The sequence below is a fragment of the Thalassobaculum fulvum genome (genome assembly GCF_014652915.1).
GTDB lineage: Bacteria > Pseudomonadota > Alphaproteobacteria > Thalassobaculales > Thalassobaculaceae > Thalassobaculum_A > Thalassobaculum_A fulvum.
Map to the genome: position 1 here is coordinate 230,957 of NZ_BMZS01000011.1, position 25,647 is coordinate 256,603.

The following is a 25,647-nucleotide window of genomic DNA, read 5'->3' on the forward strand; positions in this document are numbered from 1 at the left end:
GCGCCGTCAGCGCCCCGGCCGGACGAACGCCCGGCGCGCCGCCTCGACCTCGGCGCGGACCGTGCAGTCGCCGACGTGGTCGTTGACCAGCCCCATGGCCTGCATGAAGGCGTACACCGTGGTCGGGCCGACGAACCGCCAGCCCAGCTTCTTCAGGTCCTTCGACAGCCGCTCCGACGTTGCCGAGGTCGAGGCGGTCTGCGGGGCGGCGAGGTCGGCCGGGGCCGGCTCGTAGCGCCAGAAGAACGCCGCCAGCGAACCCTCGCGCGCCGCCATCTCGCGGGCCCGGGCGGCATTGTTGATCACCGCCTCGATCTTGCCGCGGTGGCGCACGATCCCCGGGTCCTGCAGCAGCCGCTCGACGTCGGTCTCGCCGAACTCGGCGACCCGGTCGAAGTCGAAGCCGTGGAAGGCGGCCCGGAAGTTTTCGCGCTTGGCCAGGATGGTCCGCCAGCTCAGTCCCGACTGGAAGCCCTCCAGGCACAGCTTCTCGAACAGCCTGGTGTCGTCGGCGACCGGGAAGCCCCATTCGCGGTCGTGATAGTCCAGGAACTCCGGGGCCGCCCCGCACCAGCGGCAGCGCGGCCGGCCGTCGGGGCCGGTGAAGACGGTGCTCATCGATGCAAGCCCCTCACGCCGCGGCCGGCGCGTTCAGCAGGAAGGCCAGGCGCTCGTCGGCCCGCGCCGGTTCGATCTCCAGGATCTCCGCCGTGACCACGTTCTCGGCCACGAACGGGTCGGCCGCGACGCGCGCCTGCAGGTCGGCCCGGGTGGTGGCGTGGGCGACCACGGCGCCGCCGAGGCCGGGGACCAGGCTGCCGACCACCAGGAACACGCCGTCCGCGAAACCGCGGGCGATCCAGGCCTTGTGGCCGTCCATGTGGCGGCCCGCCTCGGCCCGGTTCTCGGCGAATCTCAGCATCACGATGAACATCGGTTTCCTCGCTCTCGGGGGGATCAATGTCGGCGGGCCGCGGCACCCCGGGTCTCGCGGTCGAGCCAGGCGTACATCCGCTCGACCTCCCGGCGAACGAACGCCTCGTCGCGGAAGGCGTTGGACAGGGTGGCGACGCCCTGGCTCAGGGCCAGCAGGTGCATCGCCAGGTCGTCGGCGTCGTCGCCGCGGCCGAGCTGCTCGAATTGCCGGCGCAGCCAGCTCCGGAACAGGCCGAACAGCCGGCCGGCCTCGGCCTGCGAGCCGTGGCGGAGCTTGGCCAACTCGGTGGACAGCGTGCCGACCGGGCAGCCGTAGCGCTCGATGGCGGCCCGGTTGACGATCAGGATGTCGATGAAGCTGCGGATCCGGGCGACCGGGGTGTCGCCCCCGGCCTCCCAGCCGTCCAACATCATCCGGGTCCTGGCCATGCGGGCCGCGATCACCGCGTCCAGGATCTCGTCCTTGGTCTTGAAGTGGTAGTAGAAGTTGCCGCGCGAGATTCCGACCACGGTCGCGATGTCGGCGAACGAGGTGTGCTCGAAGCCGTGCTCGTAGAACAGCCGGTCGGCGGCTTCGACGATGGTCTCGCGGGTCGACTTCTCGGCCATGGATCGCTCTCCTGGACGCGGGGTGACGGCGGCGCGGCTATCCGTGCGCGCCGTGGTAGACGGGGTAGTCGGTGTAGCCGGTTTCGCTGCCGGCGTAGAAGGTGGTCGGGTCGGCCAGGTTCAGCGGCAGGTCCTCGCGGTAGCGCCGCACCAGGTCCGGGTTGGCCAGGAACGGGATGCCGAACGCCACCAGGTCGGCGGCGCCGCTTGCGATCGCGGTCCGGGCACGCGCCAGGTCGTAGCCGTTGTTGGCGATATACGGGCCGTCGAACATGGCCCGCAGTGCCCGGTAGTCGACTGCGCTGGCCTTGGTCGTCATGTCGCCTTCCAGCACGTGGAGGTAGGCGAGGCCGCGCCCGCCGAGCCGCTCGAAGAAGTAGCCGAAATGGGCCTGCGGGTCGGAATCGGCCATCGAGTTGAACCCGTTTTCCGGGGTCAGGCGCAGGCCGATGCGCCCGGCCGGCCATACCGTGGCGACCGCGTCGAGGATCTCGTTCAGCAGCCGCATCCGATTGGCCGGGCTGCCGCCGTAGGCGTCGGTACGCCGGTTGCTGCCGTCGCGCAGGAACTGGTCGATCAGGTAGCCGTTGGCGCCGTGCACCTCGACCCCGTCGAAGCCGGCTCGCCGGGCGATCTCGGCGGCGTGCCGGAACTCCTCGACGATCGCCGGGATCTCGCCGGTCTCCAGTGCCCGCGGGGTCACGAAGTCCTGCGTGCCGGCATAGGTCACCGCCTGGCCGTCGGGCCGGATCGCCGAGGGCGCCACCGGGGTGGCGCCGCCCGGCTGCAGGCTCGGGTGCGAGATCCGTCCGCAGTGCTGGAGCTGGATGAACACCCGGCCGCCGGCGGAGTGTACGGCATTGGTCAGGCGCAGCCAGCCGGCCGCCTGGGCGTCGCTGAAGGCGCCGGGGGTGAACGGGTAGCCGACGGCGCCGGGCGACACCGGCGCCGACTCGGTGACGATCAGCCCGGCGCTGGCGCGCTGGGCGTAGTAGCGGACCATCAGCGGCGGCACCACGCCGTCGCCGTCGGCGCGGTTGCGGGTCATCGGCGCCATGACCATGCGGTTGGCGAGGGTCAGGTCCCCCATCTGGAACGTGTCGAACAGATCGGCGGTCATGAATGTCTCCGGCGGTGGGTATACCATGAATAGGACGTTTGTCCTAGATGTGAGCAAGCATGTAGGACAAACGTCCTAATTCGTCAAGGGCGCGCGCCGACACGCCGGGGCGGACTCGCCGATCCGGGTGTCGCGAAGGTCAGGTCTTCAGGGAGAGGGGGCGGCCGGGATCGCCGCCGCGGACGCTCAGTCGCGGTTCACGCTGTCGCCGAAGCCGCCGCCGTAGCCGATGTCGCGGCGGGCGCCCATCAGCGACACCGTGAAGCCGGCGACCACGTCGATCAGGGTCATCAGGAACAGCAGGAAGAAGTCGCTGGTGCCGAGGGCGGGAACCAGCAGGAAGCCGAGCAGCGCCGCCACGCAGATCAGCATGCTGAGCCCGTGGTCCAGTGCCGCCGCCACGCTGGTCCGGGTCGCCTTCAGGATCTCGACGAACAGCAGCACCAGCCCGAACGCCAGGATCAGGTCGGCGACGTCGAAGGTCCACACCGAGCCCGAGGGCAGGGCGACGGCGACGACCGCCGCCGACAGCAGGGTCTCGCCGCTCACCGCGACGACCGCATAGGCCGCCAGGGCGAGCAGCATCAGGGGAACCATCCGCATCAGATCCTCCGTTCGCCGGCCAGGGGCCGTTCTACCCGATCAGTTCGTCGCGCCGGTCGTCGGTCTCGCCGTAGCGCGCCAGGCTGGGCGCCTTCAGCCCCTCGTAGACCCGCGCCAGGCCCTGGTTGACGATCCGGTTCTGGCGCTCGAACAGCGAGTTGCCGTCCAGGTCGCTCTCGACCAGCAGCGGGCCGAACTTCTCGACTTCCAGCACCCACATGGCCTGGGCGATGCCGAGGTCGTCGATCCAGTGGGCGTCGAGCACGCGCCTGATGCCGCGCCCGAGCAGCGCGCCGGTGCCGTAGCCGACGGTGGTCAGGTACACCGCGCCGGCCGGCACGAAGACATCGCGGTAGTCCTGCTCGCTCATCCCGCCCTTGCCGACGATCACCTTCGCACCCGACACCTCGAACCACTTCGGCAGCCACTTGGAGAACCGGAAGCTGGCGGTGGCGGTGACGGCGCCGACGTTGAAGGTCCCGTCGTCGTTGCGGGCCGCCGCCGGCGAGCAGTGGAAGTTCACGTTGGTCAGGGCCTTGAGGTCGACCGGCGGGGCCATGCCGTCCTGCAGCACGCGTTTGTAGACGCTCTCGCGGCCGGTGTAGATCAGCCCGTCGAGATAGACCACGTCGCCGAGCTGCAGGCCGCGCAGGGCCGCGTCGCTGACCGGGGTGGTCAGGCGGACTTCTCGAAGCTTTCCGCGGCTGTCTGCCATTCGACCGTGTCCCGTCGCATGTAGGGGGTGAACCATTGCGGGTCGGTGCGGTACTCGACCCGCCCGTCCGGGTGCAGCCTTGCGGTCGCGCGGCGCGACGACAGGCAGAAGCAGTGCACGCTCATCGGCATGCCGCCGGTGTGGGTGTAGCCGACCTCGATGTGGCAATCGACGACCATCGACGAGCCGACGAAGCCCATGGCCCCCATGCCGATCGAGTTGCCGAGCTCCTTCAGCTCCAGCTCCAGCGCCGCGATCTCCGGCTCCGGGTTGCGGTCGCCGACCGTGCGCAGGCAGGCCGCCTGCTTGCCGAGCACCATGCAGGTGTCCTTCGAGCCGCCGAGGCCGATGCCGACGATCGCCGGCTGGCAGGCCAGGCCGCGCTTCCCGAACGCCACCAGGGTATCGAGATAGAAGCGCTTGATGCCGTCGATCCCGTCGGCCGGGAACAGCATGCGATAGTCGGTGCCGAACAGTCCGCCCTTGTGGACGGTGGTGATGTCGACCCAGTCGGCGTCCGGCTCGAAGCTGTACTCGATCTCCGGGGCGTTGATGCCGACGTTGTTGTCGTTGTCGCGGCGGCTCAGCGGATGCACCCGGTTGGGGCGCAGGGGCACGTCGTGGGTGGCGCGGGCGGTGGCGCGGCGCAGTCGGCGCTCGACCTCGACCGGGCCGCCCTCGACCCGGGCCTCGTTGCCGTACTTCACGTACCAGCGCGGCACCCCGGTGTCGGCGCACATCGGCCGCTGGTCGGCCTTGGCGGCCTCCCAGTTCTCCAGCATGGCCTGCAGCACGAAGGCCGACAGGTCGCCGCGCTCGGTGTCCGCCATCTCCCTGATGCCGCCGAGATAGTCGTCCGGGATCTCGATTCCGGCCTTGGCCATCACGGTGCGGGCGGCGTCCTCGAGCGCGTCGGCGGCGATCTTCGGGGGATGGGGCATGGCGGCCTGCCCTCTGGTGCGTTTCCTCGGGGGGGAGCGTAGCGGGTCGGGCCGGGGTTGGGAACCGCGTGGGTCCCGGATCGCCGCTGACGCGACGTCCGGGATGAGGGTCTTGTTGTTCCCTCATCCCGGACGAGCGCAGCGAGATCCGGGACCCACGATGCGACGGGCGCGCTACACCCCCAGATACGCCTCGCGGATCCGCGCGTCGGCGATCAGCTCGGCGGCCGGGCCGGACATGGTGACGCGGCCGGTCTCCATGACGTAGCCGCGGTCGGCGATCGCCAAGGCGGCATAGGCGTTCTGCTCGACCAGCAGCACGGTCACGTCCAGGCTCTTCAGGTTGCGCACCACGTCGAGGATCTGGTCGACCAGGATCGGCGCCAGCCCCATGCTCGGCTCGTCCAGCAGCAGGCAGTTCGGCCGGCCCATCAGCGCCCGCGCCATCGCCAGCATCTGCTGCTGGCCGCCCGACAGCCCGCCGGCCCGCTGGTTGCGCTTCTCGCGCAGCACCGGGAACATCGCGAACGCCTCGGCCATATCGGAGTCGACCCGGTCGTCGCTGAACAGGTAGGCGCCGAGCCGCAGGTTCTCCTCGACCGTCAGGTTGGTGAAGATCTGCCGGCCTTCCGGCACCTGCGCCAGGCCGGCGCCGAGCCGGCGGTGGCCGGCGGTGCGGGTGACGTCGTCGCCGCGGAACACGATGCGGCCGGCGGCCACCGGCTGCACCCCCGACAGGCAGCGCAGCAGAGTGGTCTTGCCGGCTCCGTTGGCGCCGATCACGGTAACGATCTCGCCGGCCTTCACCTCGAGGTCGACGCCGTGCAGCACCTCGATGCGGCCGTAGCGGCTGCGCAGTCCCTCAACCGAGAGCATGGCTGCCCTCCCGGCCGGCATGGGCGCCGAGATAGGCCTCGACCACCTTCGGATCGCGGGCTACGGCCTCCGGCGCGCCCTCGGCGATCTTCTCGCCGTGGTCCAGCACTACCACGTGATGCGAGATCTTCATCACCAGCTTCATGTCGTGCTCGACCAGCAGCACCGCCACGCCCTCGGCGGCGATCGCCGCGATCAGGGCGTCGATCTCCTCGGTCTCGACCGGGTTGCAGCCGGCCGCCGGCTCGTCGAGCAGCAGCAGCCGCGGCCGCGCCGCCAGCGCCCGGGCGATCTCCAGCCGCTTGAGCGCGCCGTAGGATAGGGCAGAGGCCTCGCGCTCGGCGGCGCGTTCCAGCCCGACGCGCTCCAGCAGGGCGCGGGCCGCCCGCTCGGTCTCGCGGCTGCGCCGGCGGGTCGACGGCAGGCCCAGCAGGTCGGCCAGGGTCGAGCCCCGCTCGGCCAGGTGGCGTCCGGCCATGACGTTGTCCAGCACGCTCATCCGCAGGAACACCTGCAGGTTCTGGAAGGTCCGCGACAGCCCGCGCTCGGCCAGCCGGTTCGGGGCCAGCCCGGTGACGTCCTCGCCGTCCAGCCGGACCCTGCCGCGGTGCGGCAGGTAGACCCCGGAGATCATGTTGAACAGCGTGGTCTTGCCGGCGCCGTTCGGGCCGATCACCGAGACGATGCGGCCGGGCTCGGCGGTGAAGCCGACGCCGTCGACGGCGGTGACGCCGCCGAAGTCGATGCCCAGGCCCTCGACCGACAACAGAGTCATGACACCCTCCGGCGCAGCAGGCGGTGCAGGCTCGGCAGCAGGCCGTCGGGCAGGAAGATCATCACCAGCATCATGATCAGGCCGAACACGATGTGCTCGTACTCCTGCAGCGCGGTCAGCACCTGCGGCAGCGCGGTCAGCAGCAGCGCGCCGGTGGCGGCCCCGATCACCGTGCCGGCCCCCCCCAGCACGGTCATCGTCACCAGCTCGATGGAGTGCAGGAAGTTGGCGATGTCCGGGGTCACGAACCGGTTGGTCAGCGCCAGCAGCGAGCCCGACACCGAGGCGTAGACCGCCGAGATCACGAACGCCGACAGCTTGTATCGGGCGACGTCGACGCCGACCGTGCGGGCCGCGACCTCGGAGTCGTGCAGCGACCGCAGGGCCCGGCCGCTCGGGCTGTCCTTCAGGTTCAGGGCCAGCCAGGCGCCGGCCAGCAGGATCAGGCCGGCCAGCCAGTACCAGAGCTCGGCGTTGCCGACCTTGATCCCGGCGCTCTTGAGCAGGCCGCGCAGGCCGAGGTCGGCGACCGCCATGCCGTCCGGCCCGCCGGTCAGCCAGGCCTCGTTGGCCAGCACCATCGACACCAGCACCCCGAAGCCGAGGGTGGCGATCGCCAGGTAATGGCCCTTCAGGCGCAGGATCGGCCGGCCGACCAGCCAGGCCAGCAGGCCCGACAGCACCGCCCCCAGCACCAGGCTGAGCGCCGGCGGCAGGCCGAGATGCACCGGCCCGAGCGCGCAGGCGTAGGCGCCGAGTCCGGCGAACCCGGCATGGCCGAGGCTGATCTGGCCGGCATAGCCGATCAGCACCACCAGCCCGGTGACGGCGAGGCCGTTGATGAAGATCAGGGTGCCGACCCGGTAGTAGAAGTTGCTGGGGAAGAACGCCGGTGCGACCGCGATCAGCAGCAGCAGGACGAGCAGGGTTGCCTGCTTGGCGGAGATCGGCTTGGCGAAGAGCGGGCGCATGGTCAGACCCGCTCCTGGGCGGACTTGCCGAACAGGCCCTGCGGCATCGCGAACAGCACCGCCAGGATCACAACGAAGGCGGCAGCGTCCTTGTAGTCGGAGCTGAGGTAGCCGGCGGTCGTCGCCTCGATCAGCCCGACCAGCAGGCCGCCGACCAGGGCGCCGAACGGGTTGCCCATGCCGCCCAGCATGGCGGCGGCGAAGCCCTTGAGGGCGAGCGCGGTGCCGGCGTCGTAGCTGGTCAGGGTGATCGGCGTCGCCAGCACCCCGGCGAGCGCCCCGATCGCCGCCGACAGCCCGAAGCTGAGCGCCATCACGAAGTCGGTGTCGATGCCGACGAGCTGGGCCGCCAGCTTGTTGTTGGCGGTCGCCAGCACCGCCTTGCCGGTCAGCGAGCGGGTGAAGAACAGGTACAGGGCGGCGAACACCACCGCGGCACCGAACAGCATCCACAGGCTCTGCGGCAGGATGGTGGCGCCGGCGATCGCGATCGGGTCGTCGCCGCTGAAGCTCGGGAACCGGTGGAGCTGCTTGTCGAAGCCGAGCTGGGCGGCACCGCGCAGGAAGATCGAGGCGCCGATGGTGATGATGATCAGGGTCACCACCGAGGCACCGCGCGCCCGCTCGATCGCCAGCTTGTTCAGCAGGATGCCGATTGCGGCGGTGGCGACCACCGCGAGCGCGGCGGCGGCCGGCAGTGGCGCGCCGGCGGCGTGCGCGAACACCGTGATCATGCCGCCCAGCATCACGAACTCGCCCTGGGCGAAGTTCACGACGCCGGAGGCGTTGTAGATGATGGTGAATCCGAGCGCGACCAGGGCGTAGACCGCCCCGACCGTCAGCCCCGAGAAAGTGAACTGCAGCAGTTCCGACATCGGCGTGCCCGCCTCCGCATCGGCCGGTCCGGGTCGCGTCGACGGCGGGGTGCAGAGCCGCACCCCGCCGTGTCGCGGCGGCTTACTCCACCAGGGTCCAGTCGCCCTTGCGGATCTCCAGCATGCGGAACGCCGTCAGGTCGAGGCCGAGGTGGTCGGTCGCCGACATGTTGACGACGCCGGCGGTGCCCATGAAGCCCCTGGTCTGCTCGATGGCGTCGCGTACGGCGGCCGGCTCGGACGAACCGGCCTTCTTCATGGCCGCGACCAGCATCTGGAAGGCGTCGTAGGCGTGGCCGCCGAAGGTCGAGACCGGCTCGCCGGTCGCCTTCTCGTAGGCCGCCTTGTAGCCGACGACGACCGCCTTCTGCGGGTCGCTGTCCGGCAGCTTGTCGGCGACCAGCAGCGCCGAGGCCGGCAGCCGCACGCCCTCGGCAGCCTCGCCGGCGAGCTCGATGAAGCTCTTCGAGGCGACGCCGTGCGACTGGTACAGCGGCAGCGCGATGCCGAGCTGGCGCACGTTGCGGGTGACGATCGCCGGGCCCTGGCCGAAGTCGGCGTTCAGGATCGCCTGCACGCCCGCCGCGTTCTTGATCTTGGTGAGCTGCGGGGTCATGTCGGCGTCGTCCGGCCCGTAGGTCTCGTCGGCGACGATCTCGACGCCCGCCGAGCCTGCCACGTCCAGGCACTGCTGGCGCATCGACTTGCCGAAGCCGCCGGAGCCGGAGATCAGGCCGACCTTCGACAGGCCGCGCTTTCGGATGTCCTCGAAGATCTTGCCGCAGGCCATCCGGTCGGTGTGCGGGGTCTTGAACACCCACTTCTTGACCGGGTCGATGATGACCACGGCGCCGGCCAGCGAGATGAACGGGATCTTGGCTTCCTCGAACACCGGGATCATCGCCATGGTGGCGCCGGTGGTGGAGCCGCCGATCACCGCGACGACCTCGTCGTCCTCGACCAGGCGGGTGGCGAAGGTGCGGGCCTTGTTCGGGTCGCCGCCGTCGTCGTACTGGACCAGCTCCAGCTTCTCGCCGTTGACGCCGCCGGCGGCGTTCACCTCGTCGACCAGCATCTTCAGGGTCCTGGCCTCGGGATCGCCGAGGAACGAGGCGCCGCCGGTGACCGCGAGGGTCGAGCCGATCTTGATCTCGGCGTCGGCGGGACCGGCCAGGCCGACAGCGAGTGCCGCCGCGGCCGTCCAGGACAGCAGGATGGACTTCTTCATGGGTGCTCCTCCCTAGGGGCGTTGCGTGTTCGTGTTGTTGTTGGTGTTCGCAGGCACGCGCCTCGCGGCGCTCAGGCGGCCTTCGGGCGCCGCACCGTCGCCACCCGGAAGCGGTTGGCGACGAACGCGGCGTCGGTCAGGCAGGCGTTGCCGGCCGGGTTGGCGCCGGTCACGTGGTAGTCGCTGAAGGCGGCACTCTGGTTGACGAAGATGCCGCCGGTCAGGTTGCAGGACAGGTTCACGCCGGCGGCCGCGAAGGCGTCGGCGGCGGCGTCCAGCGTAGTGTCGTCGGTGGCGTAGGCGGCCGCAGTGATCGCGCCCCTGGCCCTGGCGGCGCCAGCAGCCCGGGCGATCGCGTCGGCGACGTCGTCGGTCGCCACCACGAAGGCGATCGGGCCGAACCGCTCCTCCAGGTGGGTGTCGGTCTCGGACGCGTCGACCGCCAGGATCAGCGGGGTCGCGGTGCGGGCCTCGTCGAAGCCGGGGATCGGCAGCGACGGCCGCACCACCCGGCCGAGCCCGGCCGCCGCCTCGACGCGCGCGACGGTCGCCGGGCTGGCGATCGCGCCGCACACGCCGATGGCCCGCGCCGGGTCGGCCAGCAGCTTGTCGACCGCCGCCGCGATGCCCTGGGCGACCTCGTCGAACGACTTGTGGCCCTGGTCGGTCTCGATCCCGCCGCGCGGCACGAACACGTCCTGCGGGGCGGTGCACATCTGCCCGCTGTACAGCGACAGCGAGAACGCGATGTTGGCGCACATGCCGGCGAAGTCGTCGGTCGAGGCGACCACGATCGAGTTGACCCCGGCCTCCTCGGTGTACAGCGCGGCGTCCTTCAGGTTGGCGCGCAGCCAGCCGGCGAACGCGTTGGAGCCGGTGAAGTCGACGATCGCGACCTCCGGCCGGGTCGCCAGCTCCTTGGTGTTCTCGGCACCGGGGGCGTCGGCCGCCAGCAGCAGCACGTTCGGGTCGAAGCCCTGCTCGGCCAGCACCTCGCGACCGATCTCGACGGTGATCGCCAGCGGCAGGATCGCCGTCGGGTGCGGCTTCACGATCACCGTGTTGCCGGTCGCCAGGCTGGCGAACATGCCGGGATAGCCGTTCCAGGTCGGGAAGGTCGCGCAGCCGATGGTGAGCGCGATGCCGCGCGGCACGATCCGGTAGCGCTTCTCCAGCACCAGCGGGTCGCCCTTGCCCTGCGGCTTGCTCCACTCGACCGTCGCCGGGGTGCGGGTCATCTCGGCCCAGGCGTAGGCGACCGCCTCGAGCGCCCGGTCCTGGGCGTGCGGGCCGCCGGCCTGGAACGCCATCACGAAGGCCTGGCCGGTGGTGTGCATCACCGCGTTGCCGATCTCGAAGCTGCGCCGGTTAAGCCGCGCCAGGATCTCCAGGCAGACGCCGACCCGCTGCTCGACGGTCGCGGCCGCCCATCCCTTGCCGGCGGCGGCCGAGGCGGCGATCAGCGCGTCGACGGAAGCGGCCGGATAGGCGATGTCGAGTGCCGGGCCGTAGGGCGAGGTCTCCGCACCGACCGTGCCCCGGTCGGCCGGGTGGCCGGGCAGGGCGAACGGCTTGCCGAGGCGGGCGTTGAACGCCGCCTCGCCGTCCTGCTTGGCGGTCTCGCCGTAGATCCTGCCGCTCGGCGTCTCCGGGTAGGCGGACCAGAAGCCGCGCTCGGCCGTGGCTTCGACCGCCCGGGTCAGCAGCGCGCGATGGGTCTCGAACAGATCGGCCATGGGTCCTCCCGCAGATGCGCGTCGTCGTCGCGCGCCGGTTCTCGTTGGTCGACAATTACAATTGACTGACCGGCCGGTCAATGCAAGATGCCAATTCAGAATTGCCGGCCGCTGACGCAGAATTGCGCGACGATGCAACGGCAGGCAGCCAGGGAGGACGAAGCATGGCGCCGAACGACACGGTGCTGGTCGAGGTGGCGGACGGGATCGCCCGGCTGACCCTGAACCGACCCGACAAGCTCAACGCCTTCAACGAGGCGATGCACCGCGCGCTGCACGCGGCCCTCGACGAGGCGAAGTGGGACGAGAACGTGCGGGCGATCCTGCTGACCGGCGCCGGCCGCGCGTTCTGCGCCGGCCAGGACCTGGCTGAGGTCGATCCCCACAAGGCCGACGGCGAGCCGGATCTCGGCGAGACCATCGAGCGGCTGTACAACCCGCTGATCCGGCTGATCCGCAGCATCGACAAGCCGATCGTCTGCGCGGTCAACGGCGTGGCGGCCGGTGCCGGCGCCAGCGTCGCGCTGGCCTGCGACCTGGTGCTGGCCGGCCGCTCGGCCAAGTTCATCCAGGCGTTCTGCAAGATCGGCCTGGTGCCGGATTCCGGCGCCACCTGGGCGCTGACCCGGCTGGTCGGCGAGGCCCGGGCCAAGGGGCTGGCGCTGACCGGCCGGCCGCTCGACGCCGAGACCGCCGCCGGCTGGGGGCTGATCTGGCACGCGGTCGACGACCAGCACCTGATGGAGGAGGCCGGCAAGCTCGCCGCCTCGCTGGCCGCCGGGCCGACCGTCGGCCTCGGTTTGACCAAGCGGGCGATCCAGGCGGCGTCGACCAACAGCCTGGACGACCAGCTCGACCTGGAGCGCGACCTGCAGCGCGAGGCCGGGCTGACCCCGGACTACGCCGAGGGCGTCGCCGCCTTCACCGAGAAACGCCCCGCCAACTTCACCGGACGCCGCTGATGGATTCGCCCACCGCCCTCTCGCCGCAGGATCTCGCCGAAGCCTGTGCCCGCGCCATGTGGGACGACGACCAGGCGTCGCAGCGCCTCGGCATGGCGATCGAGTCGATCGGCCCCGGCACCGCGGTGCTGGCGATGACGGTCGACGCCAGCAAGACCAACGGGCACAGGACCTGCCACGGCGGCTTCATCTTCACCCTGGCGGACTCGGCCTTCGCGTTCGCCTGCAACAGCTACAACACCCGCTCGGTGGCGCAGCACTGCTCGGTCACCTTCATCGCTCCGGCGTTCGAGGGCGACCGGCTGACCGCGACCGCCCGCGAGGTGCAGCGCTATGGCCGCAGCGGCATCTACGACATCGTCGTCACCAACCAGAAGGGCGAGGCGATCGCCGAGTTCCGCGGCCACTCGCGGACCATCGGCGGGACCCTGGTGCCCGCGGAGTAAGGAACAAGGCGCCGGAAGGTGCCGTTCGGGAGAGAACGCCATGGAAGACCTGTCGCCGAAGCCCGGGGATCTGGAGCCGATCGAGACCGCGTCGCGCGACGAGATCGCCGCCCTGCAGCTGCAGCGCATGAAGTGGTCGCTCGGCCACGCCTACGAGAACTCGCCGTTCTACCGGCAGCGCTTCGACCAGGCCGGCGTGCACCCCGATGACCTGAACAGCCTCGCCGACCTCGCCAGGTTCCCGTTCACCGGCAAGCAGGACCTGCGCGACACCTATCCGTTCGGCATGTTCGCGGTGCCGCGCGAGAAGGTGGCGCGCGTGCATGCCTCGTCCGGCACCACCGGCAAGCCGACGGTGGTCGGCTACACTGCCGCCGACATCGACAACTGGGCGTCCCTGATGGCCCGTTCGATCCGCGCCTCCGGCGGCCGGGCCGGCGACATCGCCCACATCGCCTACGGTTACGGGCTGTTCACCGGCGGCCTCGGCGCCCATTACGGGGCCGAGAAGCTGGGCTGCACGGTGGTGCCGGTGTCCGGCGGCATGACCGAGCGGCAGGTGACCCTGATCACCGACTTCAGGCCGCGCATCATCATGGTGACGCCGTCCTACATGCTGTCGATCCTGGACGAGTTCCGGCGCCTCGGCATGGACCCGCGCGAGACCTCGCTGGCGGTCGGCATCTTCGGCGCCGAGCCGTGGACCAACGCCATGCGCCAGGAGATCGAGCAGGCCTTCGACATGCATGCGGTCGACATCTACGGCCTGTCCGAGGTGATGGGGCCGGGTGTGGCCAACGAATGCGTCGAGACCAAGGACGGCCTGCACATCTGGGAGGACCACTTCTACCCGGAGATCATCGACCCGGAGACCGGCGCGGTGCTGCCGGACGGCGAGAAGGGCGAGCTGGTGTTCACCACGCTGACCAAGGAGGCGCTGCCGATCATCCGCTACCGCACCCGCGACCTGACCCGGCTGCTGCCGGGCACGGCGCGCTCGATGCGGCGGATCGAGAAGATCACCGGGCGCTCCGACGACATGATGATCATCCGCGGCGTCAACGTGTTCCCGACCCAGATCGAGGAACAGCTCATGAAGTGCCGGGGCCTGGCGCCGCACTTCCAGATCGAGCTGACCCGCGACGGCCGGATGGACCGCATGGCGGTGCTGGTCGAGGCGGTCGAGGGCAGCGCGGATGCGGCGGCCCGCGACGCCTCGGCGCGCGAGCTGGCGCATCACATCAAGAGCGTGATCGGCATCAGCGCGGCGGTGGTGGTGAACGACCCGGGCGGGGTCGAGCGCTCGGCAGGCAAGGCCCGCCGGGTGGTCGACAAGCGGCCGAAGGGATGAGCGTCGACCGTTGCGCGGCACCGCTCCCGCCGCATAGAAGACGCTTTCACCGCCGGCAGGAGGATGGCTGATGGCGCGGACCCGCGCGGCCGACTACGACGACAAGCGCCAGGCGATCCTCGACCGCTCGGCCTCGGTGTTCGCCGAGCACGGGGTCGACCGCGCCTCGATGGCGCAGGTCGCGACCCATTGCGGCGTCTCCAAGGCCCTGCTGTACCACTACTACGACAGCAAGGAAGAGCTGCTGGTGGACATCATCCGCAGCCACCTGGAGGAGCTCGACGCCGCCATCGCCGCGGTCGACGACCCGGCCCTGCCGCCGGAGCGGCGGCTGCGGCTGCTGATCGGCCAGGTGCTGGAGAGCTACCGGGACGCCGACCACCATCACAAGGTCCAGATCGACGGCATGAAGACCCTGCCGGCCGACAAGGCCGAGGAGCTGAAGGCCCTGGAGCGCAGCATCGTCGGGCGGTTCAGCGCGGTGCTGCGGGAGCTCAACCCGGACCTCGACGCCGGCCGGCCGCTGCTGAAGCCGGTGACCATGTCGCTGTTCGGCATGCTGAACTGGGTGTTCATGTGGTTCCGCCCCGAGGGCGGCCTGACCCGCGAGGAATACGCCGACCTCGCGACCACCCTGATCGTCGAGGGCGTGCGGGCGGTGAAGTAGGGCGCCCGACGCTGCGTGGGTCCAGGAGCCGGGCCGGGCGCGGATCTCTGGAATAATTCCGGTGACAGTGCACTCAATTGCACGCACTTGTCTCGTCGCCCGCCGAGATAAGTGCACTGTCACCGAATTCCCCCGAATTGAATTGACACCGAATTGAATTCGCGAATTCGGGAAATCGCCGCAGGCGGGACGCATCCGGAACCCACCCGCCGCTCGGCCGTCAGTCGTCGCCGAACTTCAGGCGCTCCAGGAACAGCGGGTCGTAGCGCGGCGCGGTGACGCGCTTGCGGTCGGGCTCCTCGGCCGCCAGCGGCTCGCACTTCACCAGCTTGCCGGCGGCCTCGGCGGCGAGCTTGCGGTAGACGCCGGTGCCCTGGCGCTTCCACTGGATCTCCTGCTCGCTCAGCTCGCGGACCACCCGGGCCGGGCTGCCGACCGCCAGGCTGTTCGGCGGGATCCGGTCCTTGGCCTTCACGAACGCCATGGCGGCGACGATGCTGTTCTCGCCGACCACGGCCTCGTCCATCACCACCGCGTTCATCCCGACCAGGGCGTTGCGGCCGATCCGGCAGCCGTGCAGCACGGCGCCGTGGCCGATGTGGCCCTCCTGCTCGATCACCACCTCGACGTCCGGGAACGAGTGGACGACGCAGGTCTCCTGCAGGTTCGAGCCGGTCTCCATGACGATCCGCCCGAAGTCGCCGCGCAGGCAGGCCAGCGGCCCGACATAGCAGTTCGGCCCGACGACCACGTCGCCGATCAGCACCGCCGCCGGGTGCACGAAGGCGGTCGGGTGGATCACCGGGATCACGCCGTCGAAGGCGTATACGCCGCTCATTCGGGAACTCCTTCCGCGGGACCGATGCCGAGTTCGTCGAACAGCTCGGCCACCTCGGTGCGCCAGTTCTCGGCCAGGGTCTCGTTCGGTGTGCGGCGCAGGCCGAAGCGCTTCAGGGTGTCGAACCGCGGCGAGGCGGCGGACCCGAAGCTGGCGGCCACCCGCGGGTGCCAGTAGGCGGCGCTGGCGCGGGCCCGGGCGCGCTCCTCGGGGTCGAGCGCCAGCATGCGCAGGCCCTCCAGGCCGAGCTCGGCGTGTCGGATCTCGGTCGGCAGGATCGCCCGGAACGCCTCGGCCAGCGGCTGGTAGGAGCCGCCGGCGAACTCGTCGAGCTGGATCACCGTGGCCCGGCCCATCAGCACGTTCATCACCACCGCGTCGGTCCAGCCCTCGATCGGGTAGTGGAACACGCTGAGCCGCATGTCGCCCTGCCGCCGGCTGGCGCCGATGTCGGAATCCCGCGGCAGGCGCGCGCTCCACGGGTGGTGGCCGGCGTAGCGGGCGGTGTCGGCGCCGAACTCGCCCATGATCCGCAGCACCCGGTCGGCGTTGGCCAGCTTCTCGAACACGATGCGGCTGGCGGCGATCCGCTCCTTGATGCCCGGACCGTCGTTGATGATGCCGGCGAAGCCGGCGGCACCGGCCATCTCGGAATCGACGAAGGTCGCCATCAGGCGCATCAGCTCGCCGCGATAGCGCGGCGGCACGTTGGCCGGCGACGACAGCTTGCCGCCGCGGCTCAGGTAGTCGGTCAGTTCGATCTCGTCGCTCATTCCCGACGTTCCCCCTGGCTGCCGCTTCCGGGGCGGCGTTCTACCGATCGTAGTCGATCACGACCTTGTCGCTGACCGGGTGGCTCTGGCAAGTCAGCACGTAGCCGCGCCGCACCTCGTAGTCCTCGAGCGCGTAGTTCGCCTGCATCTCGACTTCGCCCTCGACCACCAGGGCCCGGCAGGTCGAGCAAACCCCGGCGGTGCAGGCGTAGGGCACGTCGATCTTCGCCGCCTGGGCGGCCTCCAGGATGGTCTGGCCGGCCTTCGCGACGGTCACGGTCTGCGCCGCCCCGTCCAGGATGATGGTCGCGGTGCAGGTCGCCTCGCCGCTCTCCGCCCTGGACGCGCCGGCCGGCTGGCGGGCGCGGCCGGGCTGGCCGCTGGCGAACAGCTCGAACTTGACCTGGTCGTCGCGCAGGCCGTGCTCCTTCAGGGTCTCGGCGACCGCCAGCATCATCGGCTCGGGCCCGCAGATGAAGGCGAGGTCGGCATGGGCGACGTCGATCCAGCGGCCGAACAGGGCCCGGCACTTGTCGCGGTCGAGCCGGCCGCTGAACAGCCCGCCGTCGGGGTCCTCGCTCTCCAGCACGTGCAGGATGCTGAGGCGCCCGAGGTGCTGGTTCTTCAGGTCCTCCAGCTCCTCGCGGAACATGATCGTGTTGATCGAGCGGTTGCCGTAGACCAGCGTGAAGCTCGACTTCGGCTCCTCGGCCAGCACCGTCTTGACGATGCCGAGCAGCGGGGTGATGCCGCTGCCGCCGGCGAAGCCGAGGTAGCTGCGGCCGCTCGCAGCCTCGATCGGGGCGTGGAAGTTGCCCATCGGCGGCATTGCCTCGAGCACGTCGCCGACCTTCAGCTCCTCGTTGGCCCAGGTCGAGAAGCAGCCGCCGTCGATGCGGCGGATGCCGACCCGCAAGGTGCGCTCGCCGCGGCCGGCGCAGATCGAGTAGGAGCGGCGCAGCTCCTCGCCGTCGAAGCGCTGCCGGAAGGTCAGGTACTGGCCCTGGACATAGGCGAAGCGGTCGCGGTCCTCGGGCCGCGGCTCGAAGGTCACCACGACCGAGTCGCGGGTGTCGTGCCGGATGTCGGCCACGCTCAACGGATAGAACTGCGCCATGTCGGTTTCACTCGCTTAGCTGACGGATACCGCGAGGCGGCTGGTGGGTTCCGGCTCGTCCGCGCCGGCGCGCGGTCGTCCGGAATGACGACAGGAGGAGACTGTCCCACCTTTTCCTTCGTCATTCCGGACCGGACCGCCGGTGGCGGGAGGGAGCCGGAACCCACGAGGCGACGGGCTCTTTTCCATCCCTCACCCCTCAGTGGCACTTGAAGTAGTCGAACGGCTCCAGGCAGTCGTCGCAGCGGAACGCCGCCTTGCACGGGGTCGAGCCGAACTGGCTGACCACCCGGGTGGCGGTCGAGCCGCAGTGCGGGCAGACGACCGTCGGCGCCGCGTCGCCGGCCAGGTTGCAGCCGGCGGTGCCGGCGACCGGCGGGGCGATGCCGTAGCCCTGCAGCTTCCGGCGGCCCTTGTCGCTGATCCAGTCGGTGGTCCAGGCCGGCGACAGCCGGCGCCGCAGCTCGATCCGCTCGATGCCGTGGGCCCGCAGCGCGGTCTCGATCTCCAGGTTGATCACCGCGGTCGCCGGGCAGCCGGAATAGGTCGGCGTCACCGTCACCACCAGGGTGTCGTCCTCCCAGGCGAGGTCGCGGATGATGCCGAGGTCGACCAGCGAGATCACCGGGATCTCCGGGTCCGGCACCTCGTCCAGCCAGGCCCGGATCTGATCGGTCGCGGGACGCATCTGCCGGCTCCTACCAGCGGGCGCCCGGATAGGCGCGCTGCAGGAACTGCATCTCGGCCAGCACGTAGCCCAGGTGCTCGCTGTGCACGCCGCGCTTGCCGCCCTTCTGGACGTGGCCGGAATCGGGCCGGCGCAGGGTCGCCTGCTTCAGGGTCCGGTCGATCTCGGCGTCCCACTGTGCGCGGATGTCGTCGAGGTCGGGGCCGATGCCGGCCGCCAGCATCGCGGCGTCGACCTCGTCGGCCAGGAACAGCTCGCCGGTGTAGAACCACAGATCGTCGAGCGCCCGCTGCATGCGGGAATGGCTCTCGGCGGTGCCGTCGCCGAGCCGGACCACCAGGTCGCGGCTGCGGTTGAGGTGGTAGGCGACCTCCTTGGCGGCCTTCTCGGCGATCTCCGCCGCCCGCTTGTCGGCCGATCCCTGCAGGGCGCCCAGCATGGCGTTGTGCCAGGCGTCGAACAGGAACTGCCGGGCCAGGGTCTTGCCGAAGTCGCCGTTCGGCTGCTCGACCAGCAGCAGGTTGCGGAACGCCCCGGCGTCGCGCAGGAAGGCGAGGTCGTCGGCGCTGCGGCCCCCACCCTCGCGCCACTGGCCCTCGATCTCGCCGGCGAGGCCCAGCCAGAGCTGGGTCTGGCCGATCAGGTCGAGCGCCACGTTCGCCAGCGCGATGTCCTCCTCCAGGACCGGCGAGTGGCCGCACCACTCCGACACCCGGTGGCCGAGGATCAGGCAGTTGTCGCCGAGCCGCAGCGCATACTCGAACAGAGCCGTGTCGTCGGTTGCCGCGCGCGCCATCACATCGGCCCCACTTCCTCGGGGATGTCGAAGAAGGTCGGGTGCCGGTAGACCTTGCTGTTCGACGGCTCGAACAGCGGGCCCTTGTCGCCCGGGGAACTGGCGGTGATGTCGCCGGCCTTGACCACCCAGATGCTCACCCCCTCGTTGCGGCGGGTGTAGACGTCGCGGGCGTTGTTGATCGCCATCTCGGCGTCCGGGGCGTGCAGGCTGCCGACGTGGCGGTGCGACAGGCCGTGCTGGCCGCGGACGAAGACCTCCCAGAGGGGCCACTCGCTGCTCATGATCGTCTCCTCAGGCGGCGGCGTTGCGCCGGCGCTCAGCCTGCTTCTCGGCGTGCGCCATCAGGCCCTCGCGGAACCAGGCGCCGTCCTCGTGCGCCTTGACCCGGGCGGCCATGCGCTCGCGGTTGCACGGGCCGTTGCCCTTGATGACCTCGAAGAACTCGGCCCAGTCGATCTCGCCGTAGTCGTAGCCGCCCTTGTCCTCGTTCCACTTCAGGTCCGGGTCGGGGACGGTCAGGCCGAGGTATTCGGCCTGCGGCACGGTCTGGTCGACGAACTTCTGGCGCAGCTCGTCGTTGGAGTTCAGCTTGATCTTCCAGGCCATGGACTGCGCGGAGTGCACGGACTCGGCGTCCGACGGGCCGAACATCATCAGCGACGGCCACCACCAGCGGTTCAGGGCGTCCTGGGCCATCGCCTTCTGCTCGGGCGTGCCCTGGCAGAGCTTCATCATGATGTCGTAGCCCTGGCGCTGGTGGAAGCTCTCCTCCTTGCACACCCGGATCATCGCCCGGCTGTACGGCCCGAACGAGCAGCGCTGCAGCGGTACCTGGTTCATGATCGCAGCGCCGTCGACCAGCCAGCCGATGGCGCCGATGTCGGCCCAGGTCAGGGTCGGGTAGTTGAAGATCGACGAGTACTTGGCCTTGCCGCTGAGCAGCTGCTCGGTCAGCTGGTCGCGGCTGACCCCCAGGGTCTCGGCGGCGCAGTACAGGTATAGGCCGTGGCCGGCCTCGTCCTGCACCTTGGCCAGCAGGATCGCCTTGCGTTCCAGGGTCGGGGCCCGGGTGATCCAGTTGCCCTCGGGAAGCTGGCCGACGATCTCGGAATGGGCGTGCTGCGAGATCTGCCGGATCAGCGTCTTGCGATAGCCCTCGGGCATCCAGTCCTTGGGCTCGATCTTGATGCCGGCGTCGATCCGTTCCTGAAAGGCGCGCTCCTGCGGATCCATCTCCTCGAGGGTCCGCGGCCGGTCCGCCTCGGTCTTCACCATCTGGGCGTACATCGCATCCTCCCCTGCGGGTCGGCATTCACCGACCGATTGGTCGAACTATAGAATCCAATGCGTCACAACTCAATCGTCAAAATCGAAAATTCCGTGACAGATCGGGTCGCGGCCCGGCGTCTCCCGACCGGTCCCTACGACGCCATCCGCCCGATCGGCCGGTCGCCGGTCTCGGACAGGTTCCGGAGCCGTCGACGCAGCCGTTCGGCATCCACCGCGACCGGACCGTCGCCGTCCACGAACCGCCGAGCGACATGGTCGTCGGCATCCGGCGACAGCGCCCGGTAGACGGCTCCGAACAGCCGGCGGGCGGTCCGGCCGCTCCAGTCCGCGGGCAGCGCCGTCGCCGGCAGCCGTGGGTCGCGCAGGGCGGTCCGACGGAACGCGTGTACCAGCAGCAGCCGGACCGCCAGGGCCAGCGCGCCATTCAGCCGGCCGCGCCCGGCGTCGTCCAACGCCGCCGCGATCGGGCTGAACAGGGCCACGAACCCGTCGTACTCGGCGGCCAGCGCCGGCAGGTCCCAGGCGGCGGCGGCCAGATCCTTCAACGTCCCTTGCGATGTGGTGCCGGTCAGCCGGGCCTGGAAGACCAGCAGCCCCGGCGCGACGTCCGCCGTCGCCGGCGCCGCGCCGCCCGGGCGGAGCGCCACCCCCGGCGCGGCCAGCCCGAAGCCCTGCCTGGCCAGGGCCTCGACCGCCGGCCGGCCGTCGGCGCCGGCCGCCATCACCACGGTCCAGTCGTCGGCCGCCTTGTGATCGACTGTCGGCTCGTCGGGAGCGGCGTACAGGATCTCGGCGGCGCGCTCGAACTCGTCGCGGGCGGCAGGTGTGAGGCTGTAGAAGCTGCGGCGCCCGGCCTTCGACCCGGACAGCCGGCCGGCCGCCACCAGCCGCGACACTGCGGTGCGCACCAGGGTCTCGCTGATCCCGACCTCGGCGCAGGCCTCGATGACGTTGCCGATCCACAGCGTGCCGCCGCGCGGCACCACCACGTCGCCGTACAGGGTGACGATGAACGCCGCGGCCCGCAGCGGCAGGCGGTCCGGGTAGTCCGCGATCAGGGCGCGGGCCCGGGGCTCGAAGTCGAAGGCGGCAGTCGAGGGGGCAGTCATCGACGGGCTCTGAACGGTTGCGCGCCTCACAGCTAACATGGCCCGGCGCGCGTCGCGCAACCGTTCCGGCGTGGTCAGCGCCGGCGGAACCGCTCGAACGCGACCGCCAGGATGATGAAGCCGCCGACGAAGGTGCCCTGCCAGAACGCGTCGACGCCGAGCAGCAGCAGGGAGTTGCGGATCACCTCGATCAGCGCGGCGCCGACCACCGCACCCAGCGCCGTGCCGGCCCCGCCCATCAGGTTGGCGCCGCCGATCACGCTGGCGGCGATCACCCTGAGCTCGTCGGTCTGACCGAGCCCGGTGGTGACCGCCCCGAGCCAGCCGACCATCAGGATGGCGGCGATGCCGGCGGTCAGCGAGCACAGCACGTAGACCGACAGCTTGAGTGCCCGCACCGGCACGCCGGTCAGGTTGGCGGCCTGCTCGTTGCCGCCGATCGCGTAGATCCAGGTGCCCCAGCGCGTCCAGCGCAGCACGAAGCCGAACGCCAGGGCCAGCACCACCAGGACGACCACCGGGTTGGCGACCCCGAAGGTGGTGCCGCCGCCGAGCGCCAGCAGCAGGTCGGTGTCGGGGCCGAAGTCGTAGATCATCTTGTTGTTCGAGAACACCATGGCGAGGCTGCGGGCGATGCTGAGCATGCCCAGCGTGACCACGAAGGGCGGCATGCCGGCATAGGCGATCAGCCAGCCGTTGATCAGCCCGACCGCGCCGGCCCCGGCGAGCGCCGCCGCGGCGCCGACCGTGAAGGAGTACCCCGCACTCATCACCACGCCGATCAGGATGCCGCAGACCCCCATCACCGAGCCGACCGACAGGTCGATGCCGCCGGTGATGATCACCGCGGTCATGCCGAGCGCCACGATCCCGACGAACGCGAAGTTGCGGGTGACGTTGAACAGGTTGCGCTCGGTCGCGAAGGTGTCGGTGGCGACGCTCATGATCAGGCAGGCGAGGATCGCCGCCACCGTCACCCAGAACACGTGGCGCCCGAGCAGCCGGCCGAGGAAGCCGTCGCCGGTCCGGTTGATGGCGTCGTCCAGGGACGCGTTCGCGGTGTTCGCCGCCATGCTTCGCCTCCGCTATACCGCTTCATACCGCTTCGATGGCACCGGTGATCAGGCCGGTGACCTCCTCCGGCGAGCTGTCGCCGGCCGGCCGGTCGGCGACCAGCCGGCCGCGCCGCAGCACCACCACGCGGTCGGCGACCCCGAACACGTCGGGCATGCGGTGGCTGACCAGGATCACCGCCACCCCGCGGTCGCGCAGCCGGCGGATCAGGTCCAGCACCTCGGCCACCTGGCGCACGCTGATCGCCGCCGTCGGCTCGTCCATCAGCACCAGCCGGGAGTCCGACAGCCGGGCGCGGGCGATCGCGACCGCCTGGCGCTGGCCGCCCGACATCGAGCGCACCAGGTCGCGCGGCCGGGTTTCCGACTTCAGCTCGGCGAACAGCTCGGCGGCCCGCCGGTACATGGCGCCGTAGTCCAGCACCCGGAACGGCCCGACCCCGCGGGTCGGCTCGCGGCCAAGGAACACGTTGGCGGCGGCCGTCAGGTTGTCGCATAGCGCGAGGTCCTGATAGACGACCTCGATGCCGGCCTCGCGCGCCTCGACCGGCCGCGCGAACTGCACGGTGCGGTCGGCGATCCGGATGCTGCCGGCAGACGGCGCGAAGTTGCCGCCGATGATCTTCACCAGGGTCGACTTGCCGGCGCCGTTGTCGCCCATCAGGCCGATCACCTCGCCCGGCCGCACCGTCAGCGACACCTCCGACAGGGCCCGGATGGCGCCGAAGCTCTTGGAGATGCCCTGCAGCTCCAGAACCGACATGGCGAGGTTCCTCCCGCGGTCGAATTCACCATATGAGAGCCGAGTAATTATATGTATACAATCATAAGATTCGGCATCCTATGCATAGCATGATAGGGTCATATGATCAAAAAGCCTATCTGGGAGGAAGCCATGCGGAAATCCGTTGGCGCTGTGGCGCTTGGCGCTGCCCTGGCGGCCGGCGTCCTGCTGCCGCTCGGGAGCGGGACGGCGAGGGCGGCCGAAAAGACCTACGCGGTCGTGGTCAAGGCGATGGACAACCCGTTCTTCGACCTGGTCCGCGACGGCTGTCAGAAGGCCGCGAAGGAGATCGACGGGGCCGAGTGCCTGTACATCGGCCCGTCCAGCCATACCGAGGCGGACCAGCTGCGGATCATCGACGACCTGCTCTCCAAGGGGGTCGACGCGATCGCGATCTCGCCGTCGAACGCACCGGCGGTCGCCAACCTGCTGAAGCGGCGCAAGCCCGGGATCCCGGTGATCACGATCGACGCCGACGTGCTGGCCAAGGACGCCGACGTCCGGACGTCCTATGTCGGCACCGACAACTACGAGCTGGGCGTGGCGCTGGCCGAGCAGCTCAAGAAGGCCAAGCCCGGCGGCGGCACGCTGTGCCTGATCATGGGCGGGCCGGCGGCCGACAACATCAACCAGCGGGCCCAGGGCTCGCGCGACACGCTGTCCGGCAAGAAGGGCATCGAGCGGCTGAACGGCGAAGGCGGCTGGACCGAGATCGCCGGCTGCCCGCTGTACACCAACGACGATGCCGCGCTCGGCGTGCAGATGATGGCCGACGTCCTGACCGCCAACCCGGACCTCGACGCCTTCATCGCCGAGGGCGGCTGGCCGCAGTTCGCGCCGCAGGCCTATGCCCAGCTCACCGACCAGTATCTCGACCGGATCAAGAGCGGCAAGCTGGCGATGATGGTCGCCGACACCCTGCCGCCGCAGATCCAGGCGCTGAAGGAGGGCCGCAGCCACGTCCAGGTCGGCCAGCGGCCGTTCGAGATGGGCTACCGGGCGATGTTCGTCATGAACGACCTGGTCGGCGGCAAGACGGTTGCGCCGACCGTCTACACCGGGCTCGACACCTGCACCGCCGAGACCGCCGACACCTGCCTGAAGAAGTGACGCCCCTGGGGAACGACGACCGGAGGACGTGACCGACTGACCGATCCCTGACGGGCCCGCCGACCCGGGCGGACCTGCCCTGCCTTGCGGGCGTTCCATGGCCGTGGTGCCGTGGCGCCCGCATTTCTTTGACAGCACACGGGAGTTCGAGCATGGCGCCGGTGAAGTGGGGAATCCTGGGGGCCGCGAAGATCGGCCTGGAGCGCGTGATCCCCGGGATGCTGAAGGGGTCGAACGTCGAGGTGGCGGCGATCGCCTCGCGCGAGCTCGGGAAGGCGGAGGCGGCGGCCGCCCGGCTCGGCATCCCGAAGGCCTACGGCTCCTACGAGGAGCTGCTGGCCGATCCCGAGATCGAGGCGGTCTACAACCCGCTGCCTAACAACCTGCACGTCGCCTGGACCCTGCGGGCGGCCCGGGCCGGCAAGCACGTGCTGTGCGAGAAGCCGATGGCGATGGACGCCGAGGACGCCCGGGCCCTGCGCGCCTGCCCGCCGGACCGGCTGGTCATGGAGGCGTTCATGGTGCGCTTCCACCCGCAGTGGATCCGGGCCCGCGAGATCGTGCGCTCCGGTCGGCTCGGCGAGGTGCGGGCGCTGCAGATGCTGTTCGCCTACAACAACCCCGACCCGGACAACATCCGCAACCGGCTGGAAACCGGCGGCGGCGCGCTGATGGACATCGGCTGCTACGCGATGGTCGGTGCTCGTACCCTGCTGGAGGCCGATCCGGTCCGGGTGATCGCGCTGATCGATCGCGACCCGGTGTTCGGGACCGACCGGCTCAGCAGCGCGATCATGGATTTCGGCGGCGGCCGGCACCTGACCTTCGCGGTGTCGACCCAGGCGGCGCGGTTCCAGCGGTTCCAGGTGCTCGGCACCGACGCCCGGCTGGAGATCGTCGTGCCGGTCAACGCGCCGCAGGGCGAGGCGACCCGGCTCCTGCTCGACGACGGCAGCGCGGTCGACGGCTCCGGCGCGGTCGCCGAGACGATTCCGCCCTGCGACCAGTACACCCTGCAGGCCGAGGCGTTCGGCCGGGCGATCCGTGGCGAGGAGACGCTGCCCTGGGGCATCGAGGACTCGATCCTCAACATGCGGATCCTCGACGCCCTGTTCCGGTCGGAGAAGAGCGGCCGGTGGGAGGCGCCTTGAGGAAGGTGGGTTTCGGGTTGCGGCCGGCTGGTGTGGGTCCCGGCTCTCCGCGGCTGCGCCGCTGCGGCCGGGATGAGGGGAGGAAGGGGGGACCTCGCAAACAC

29 protein-coding genes are annotated in these 25,647 nt (G+C 70.5%); 6 read left to right on the plus strand and 23 right to left on the minus strand.

From position 1 onward, the window contains the following. Nucleotides 1-6: 6 nt before the first annotated feature. The 13 genes from IE246_RS22555 to paaN form a co-directional block, all read right to left on the minus strand. Complete coding sequence (locus IE246_RS22555; RefSeq protein ID WP_189993917.1) at nt 7-618, minus strand: DNA-3-methyladenine glycosylase I; 612 nt, start codon at nt 616-618, stop codon at nt 7-9. Nucleotides 619-631: 13 nt separating this feature from the next. Next, nucleotides 632-934, minus strand: a complete 303-nt coding sequence (locus IE246_RS22560; RefSeq protein ID WP_189993919.1) for a YciI family protein — start codon at nt 932-934, stop codon at nt 632-634. 23 nt (nt 935-957) lie between these two features. Continuing rightward, nucleotides 958-1,545, minus strand: a complete 588-nt coding sequence (locus tag IE246_RS22565) for a TetR/AcrR family transcriptional regulator (protein ID WP_189993921.1) — start codon at nt 1,543-1,545, stop codon at nt 958-960. A gap of 37 nt (nt 1,546-1,582) precedes the next feature. Then, on the minus strand, nt 1,583-2,665 hold the full coding sequence (locus tag IE246_RS22570; RefSeq protein WP_189993923.1) for an alkene reductase: 1,083 nt from the start codon (nt 2,663-2,665) through the stop codon (nt 1,583-1,585). A gap of 186 nt (nt 2,666-2,851) precedes the next feature. Further along, a complete protein-coding gene (locus IE246_RS22575; RefSeq protein WP_229837442.1) occupies nt 2,852-3,268 on the minus strand; it encodes a hypothetical protein in 417 nt (138 codons plus the stop codon). 31 nt (nt 3,269-3,299) lie between these two features. Further along, nucleotides 3,300-3,983: a fumarate hydratase C-terminal domain-containing protein gene (locus tag IE246_RS22580; RefSeq protein WP_189993925.1), complete on the minus strand. Its 684-nt coding sequence runs from the start codon at nt 3,981-3,983 to the stop codon at nt 3,300-3,302. After that, nucleotides 3,944-4,924, minus strand: a complete 981-nt coding sequence (locus tag IE246_RS22585; RefSeq protein ID WP_189993927.1) for a fumarate hydratase — start codon at nt 4,922-4,924, stop codon at nt 3,944-3,946. The genes IE246_RS22580 and IE246_RS22585 overlap by 40 nt, the downstream gene beginning before the upstream one ends. A 174-nt stretch (nt 4,925-5,098) precedes the next feature. Continuing rightward, nucleotides 5,099-5,800 (minus strand): ABC transporter ATP-binding protein, encoded by a 702-nt coding sequence (locus tag IE246_RS22590; RefSeq protein ID WP_189993929.1) that lies wholly within the window; start codon nt 5,798-5,800, stop codon nt 5,099-5,101. Continuing rightward, the gene (locus tag IE246_RS22595) at nt 5,787-6,575 is read right to left on the minus strand and encodes an ABC transporter ATP-binding protein (protein WP_189993931.1); all 789 of its coding nucleotides are present in this window, start codon (nt 6,573-6,575) and stop codon (nt 5,787-5,789) included. Before IE246_RS22595 ends, IE246_RS22590 begins: the two co-directional genes overlap by 14 nt. Next, nucleotides 6,572-7,546 carry a branched-chain amino acid ABC transporter permease gene (locus IE246_RS22600; RefSeq protein ID WP_189993933.1) on the minus strand — a complete coding sequence of 325 codons (975 nt, stop codon included), beginning with the start codon at nt 7,544-7,546 and terminating at the stop codon, nt 6,572-6,574. The genes IE246_RS22595 and IE246_RS22600 overlap by 4 nt, the downstream gene beginning before the upstream one ends. A 2-nt stretch (nt 7,547-7,548) precedes the next feature. Next, nucleotides 7,549-8,421, minus strand: coding sequence for a branched-chain amino acid ABC transporter permease (locus IE246_RS22605; protein ID WP_189993934.1), 873 nt, complete (start codon nt 8,419-8,421; stop codon nt 7,549-7,551). A gap of 82 nt (nt 8,422-8,503) precedes the next feature. Continuing rightward, nucleotides 8,504-9,649, minus strand: a complete 1,146-nt coding sequence (locus IE246_RS22610) for an ABC transporter substrate-binding protein (protein ID WP_189993936.1) — start codon at nt 9,647-9,649, stop codon at nt 8,504-8,506. A gap of 71 nt (nt 9,650-9,720) precedes the next feature. Then, complete coding sequence (gene paaN, locus IE246_RS22615; protein WP_189993938.1) at nt 9,721-11,385, minus strand: phenylacetic acid degradation protein PaaN; 1,665 nt, start codon at nt 11,383-11,385, stop codon at nt 9,721-9,723. A 164-nt stretch (nt 11,386-11,549) separates the two neighbouring features. On the opposite strand from paaN, the gene paaG reads away from it, so the two are divergent. The 4 genes from paaG (at nt 11,550) to IE246_RS22635 (ending at nt 14,811) form a co-directional block, all read left to right on the plus strand. Then, nucleotides 11,550-12,347, plus strand: coding sequence for a 2-(1,2-epoxy-1,2-dihydrophenyl)acetyl-CoA isomerase PaaG (gene paaG / locus IE246_RS22620; protein WP_189993940.1), 798 nt, complete (start codon nt 11,550-11,552; stop codon nt 12,345-12,347). Beyond that, nucleotides 12,347-12,793 (plus strand): hydroxyphenylacetyl-CoA thioesterase PaaI, encoded by a 447-nt coding sequence (gene paaI / locus IE246_RS22625; protein WP_189993942.1) that lies wholly within the window; start codon nt 12,347-12,349, stop codon nt 12,791-12,793. The genes paaG and paaI overlap by 1 nt, the downstream gene beginning before the upstream one ends. Before the next feature lie 40 nt (nt 12,794-12,833). Then, complete coding sequence (gene paaK, locus IE246_RS22630) at nt 12,834-14,144, plus strand: phenylacetate--CoA ligase PaaK (protein WP_189993945.1); 1,311 nt, start codon at nt 12,834-12,836, stop codon at nt 14,142-14,144. 70 nt (nt 14,145-14,214) lie between these two features. Next, nucleotides 14,215-14,811, plus strand: a complete 597-nt coding sequence (locus IE246_RS22635) for a TetR/AcrR family transcriptional regulator (RefSeq protein ID WP_189993947.1) — start codon at nt 14,215-14,217, stop codon at nt 14,809-14,811. Between the two features lie 220 nt (nt 14,812-15,031). On the opposite strand, the gene IE246_RS28200 is transcribed toward IE246_RS22635, so the two are convergent. The 10 genes from IE246_RS28200 to IE246_RS22685 form a co-directional block, all read right to left on the minus strand. Further along, nucleotides 15,032-15,649, minus strand: a complete 618-nt coding sequence (locus tag IE246_RS28200; protein ID WP_189993949.1) for a transferase hexapeptide repeat family protein — start codon at nt 15,647-15,649, stop codon at nt 15,032-15,034. Then, entirely contained in the window at nt 15,646-16,422 is a 777-nt protein-coding gene (locus IE246_RS22645) for a Phenylacetic acid catabolic protein (RefSeq protein ID WP_189993952.1), read from the minus strand. The genes IE246_RS28200 and IE246_RS22645 overlap by 4 nt, the downstream gene beginning before the upstream one ends. 40 nt (nt 16,423-16,462) lie before the next feature. Then, nucleotides 16,463-17,539 (minus strand): 2Fe-2S iron-sulfur cluster-binding protein, encoded by a 1,077-nt coding sequence (locus IE246_RS22650; RefSeq protein WP_189993954.1) that lies wholly within the window; start codon nt 17,537-17,539, stop codon nt 16,463-16,465. A gap of 199 nt (nt 17,540-17,738) precedes the next feature. Continuing rightward, nucleotides 17,739-18,227: a 1,2-phenylacetyl-CoA epoxidase subunit PaaD gene (gene paaD, locus IE246_RS22655; RefSeq protein ID WP_189993956.1), complete on the minus strand. Its 489-nt coding sequence runs from the start codon at nt 18,225-18,227 to the stop codon at nt 17,739-17,741. Between the two features lie 10 nt (nt 18,228-18,237). Continuing rightward, a complete protein-coding gene (paaC, locus tag IE246_RS22660) occupies nt 18,238-19,023 on the minus strand; it encodes a 1,2-phenylacetyl-CoA epoxidase subunit PaaC (protein WP_189993958.1) in 786 nt (261 codons plus the stop codon). Continuing rightward, complete coding sequence (gene paaB, locus IE246_RS22665; protein WP_189993960.1) at nt 19,023-19,307, minus strand: 1,2-phenylacetyl-CoA epoxidase subunit PaaB; 285 nt, start codon at nt 19,305-19,307, stop codon at nt 19,023-19,025. Before paaB ends, paaC begins: the two co-directional genes overlap by 1 nt. Before the next feature lie 10 nt (nt 19,308-19,317). Beyond that, on the minus strand, nt 19,318-20,313 hold the full coding sequence (gene paaA / locus IE246_RS22670) for a 1,2-phenylacetyl-CoA epoxidase subunit PaaA (protein ID WP_189993962.1): 996 nt from the start codon (nt 20,311-20,313) through the stop codon (nt 19,318-19,320). A gap of 134 nt (nt 20,314-20,447) precedes the next feature. Beyond that, nucleotides 20,448-21,425 (minus strand): PaaX family transcriptional regulator C-terminal domain-containing protein, encoded by a 978-nt coding sequence (locus IE246_RS22675; protein WP_189993964.1) that lies wholly within the window; start codon nt 21,423-21,425, stop codon nt 20,448-20,450. A gap of 74 nt (nt 21,426-21,499) precedes the next feature. Further along, the gene (locus IE246_RS22680; protein ID WP_189993966.1) at nt 21,500-22,498 is read right to left on the minus strand and encodes an ABC transporter permease; all 999 of its coding nucleotides are present in this window, start codon (nt 22,496-22,498) and stop codon (nt 21,500-21,502) included. Nucleotides 22,499-22,520: 22 nt separating this feature from the next. Next, nucleotides 22,521-23,261, minus strand: a complete 741-nt coding sequence (locus IE246_RS22685) for an ATP-binding cassette domain-containing protein (RefSeq protein WP_189993968.1) — start codon at nt 23,259-23,261, stop codon at nt 22,521-22,523. Between the two features lie 132 nt (nt 23,262-23,393). Between IE246_RS22685 and IE246_RS22690 the strand changes: the two genes are divergently transcribed. Continuing rightward, nucleotides 23,394-24,392, plus strand: coding sequence for a sugar-binding protein (locus tag IE246_RS22690; protein ID WP_189993970.1), 999 nt, complete (start codon nt 23,394-23,396; stop codon nt 24,390-24,392). 152 nt (nt 24,393-24,544) lie between these two features. Then, complete coding sequence (locus IE246_RS22695) at nt 24,545-25,543, plus strand: Gfo/Idh/MocA family protein (RefSeq protein WP_189993972.1); 999 nt, start codon at nt 24,545-24,547, stop codon at nt 25,541-25,543. Nucleotides 25,544-25,647 lie beyond the last annotated feature (104 nt).

Bases quoted from the DNA above. Each gene is read 5' to 3' on its own strand.
- paaB (WP_189993960.1), bottom strand. From the start codon at position 19,307: ATGAGCAGCGAGTGGCCCCTCTGGGAGGTCTTCGTCCGCGGCCAGCAC.
- IE246_RS22570 (WP_189993923.1), bottom strand. From the start codon at position 2,665: ATGACCGCCGATCTGTTCGACACGTTCCAGATGGGGGACCTGACCCTC.
- paaK (WP_189993945.1), top strand. From the start codon at position 12,834: ATGGAAGACCTGTCGCCGAAGCCCGGGGATCTGGAGCCGATCGAGACC.
- IE246_RS22565 (WP_189993921.1), bottom strand. From the start codon at position 1,545: ATGGCCGAGAAGTCGACCCGCGAGACCATCGTCGAAGCCGCCGACCGG.
- IE246_RS22650 (WP_189993954.1), bottom strand. From the start codon at position 17,539: ATGGCGCAGTTCTATCCGTTGAGCGTGGCCGACATCCGGCACGACACC.
- IE246_RS22680 (WP_189993966.1), bottom strand. From the start codon at position 22,498: ATGGCGGCGAACACCGCGAACGCGTCCCTGGACGACGCCATCAACCGG.
- IE246_RS22590 (WP_189993929.1), bottom strand. From the start codon at position 5,800: ATGCTCTCGGTTGAGGGACTGCGCAGCCGCTACGGCCGCATCGAGGTG.
- IE246_RS22555 (WP_189993917.1), bottom strand. From the start codon at position 618: ATGAGCACCGTCTTCACCGGCCCCGACGGCCGGCCGCGCTGCCGCTGG.
- IE246_RS22610 (WP_189993936.1), bottom strand. From the start codon at position 9,649: ATGAAGAAGTCCATCCTGCTGTCCTGGACGGCCGCGGCGGCACTCGCT.
- IE246_RS22600 (WP_189993933.1), bottom strand. From the start codon at position 7,546: ATGCGCCCGCTCTTCGCCAAGCCGATCTCCGCCAAGCAGGCAACCCTG.
- IE246_RS22675 (WP_189993964.1), bottom strand. From the start codon at position 21,425: ATGACTGCCCCCTCGACTGCCGCCTTCGACTTCGAGCCCCGGGCCCGC.
- paaD (WP_189993956.1), bottom strand. From the start codon at position 18,227: ATGCGTCCCGCGACCGATCAGATCCGGGCCTGGCTGGACGAGGTGCCG.
- IE246_RS22605 (WP_189993934.1), bottom strand. From the start codon at position 8,421: ATGTCGGAACTGCTGCAGTTCACTTTCTCGGGGCTGACGGTCGGGGCG.
- IE246_RS22595 (WP_189993931.1), bottom strand. From the start codon at position 6,575: ATGACTCTGTTGTCGGTCGAGGGCCTGGGCATCGACTTCGGCGGCGTC.
- IE246_RS28200 (WP_189993949.1), bottom strand. From the start codon at position 15,649: ATGAGCGGCGTATACGCCTTCGACGGCGTGATCCCGGTGATCCACCCG.
- IE246_RS22585 (WP_189993927.1), bottom strand. From the start codon at position 4,924: ATGCCCCATCCCCCGAAGATCGCCGCCGACGCGCTCGAGGACGCCGCC.
- IE246_RS22580 (WP_189993925.1), bottom strand. From the start codon at position 3,983: ATGGCAGACAGCCGCGGAAAGCTTCGAGAAGTCCGCCTGACCACCCCG.
- IE246_RS22685 (WP_189993968.1), bottom strand. From the start codon at position 23,261: ATGTCGGTTCTGGAGCTGCAGGGCATCTCCAAGAGCTTCGGCGCCATC.
- paaG (WP_189993940.1), top strand. From the start codon at position 11,550: ATGGCGCCGAACGACACGGTGCTGGTCGAGGTGGCGGACGGGATCGCC.
- IE246_RS22690 (WP_189993970.1), top strand. From the start codon at position 23,394: ATGCGGAAATCCGTTGGCGCTGTGGCGCTTGGCGCTGCCCTGGCGGCC.
- IE246_RS22645 (WP_189993952.1), bottom strand. From the start codon at position 16,422: ATGAGCGACGAGATCGAACTGACCGACTACCTGAGCCGCGGCGGCAAG.
- IE246_RS22560 (WP_189993919.1), bottom strand. From the start codon at position 934: ATGTTCATCGTGATGCTGAGATTCGCCGAGAACCGGGCCGAGGCGGGC.
- paaC (WP_189993958.1), bottom strand. From the start codon at position 19,023: ATGGCGCGCGCGGCAACCGACGACACGGCTCTGTTCGAGTATGCGCTG.
- paaN (WP_189993938.1), bottom strand. From the start codon at position 11,385: ATGGCCGATCTGTTCGAGACCCATCGCGCGCTGCTGACCCGGGCGGTC.
- IE246_RS22695 (WP_189993972.1), top strand. From the start codon at position 24,545: ATGGCGCCGGTGAAGTGGGGAATCCTGGGGGCCGCGAAGATCGGCCTG.
- paaI (WP_189993942.1), top strand. From the start codon at position 12,347: ATGGATTCGCCCACCGCCCTCTCGCCGCAGGATCTCGCCGAAGCCTGT.
- paaA (WP_189993962.1), bottom strand. From the start codon at position 20,313: ATGTACGCCCAGATGGTGAAGACCGAGGCGGACCGGCCGCGGACCCTC.
- IE246_RS22575 (WP_229837442.1), bottom strand. From the start codon at position 3,268: ATGCGGATGGTTCCCCTGATGCTGCTCGCCCTGGCGGCCTATGCGGTC.
- IE246_RS22635 (WP_189993947.1), top strand. From the start codon at position 14,215: ATGGCGCGGACCCGCGCGGCCGACTACGACGACAAGCGCCAGGCGATC.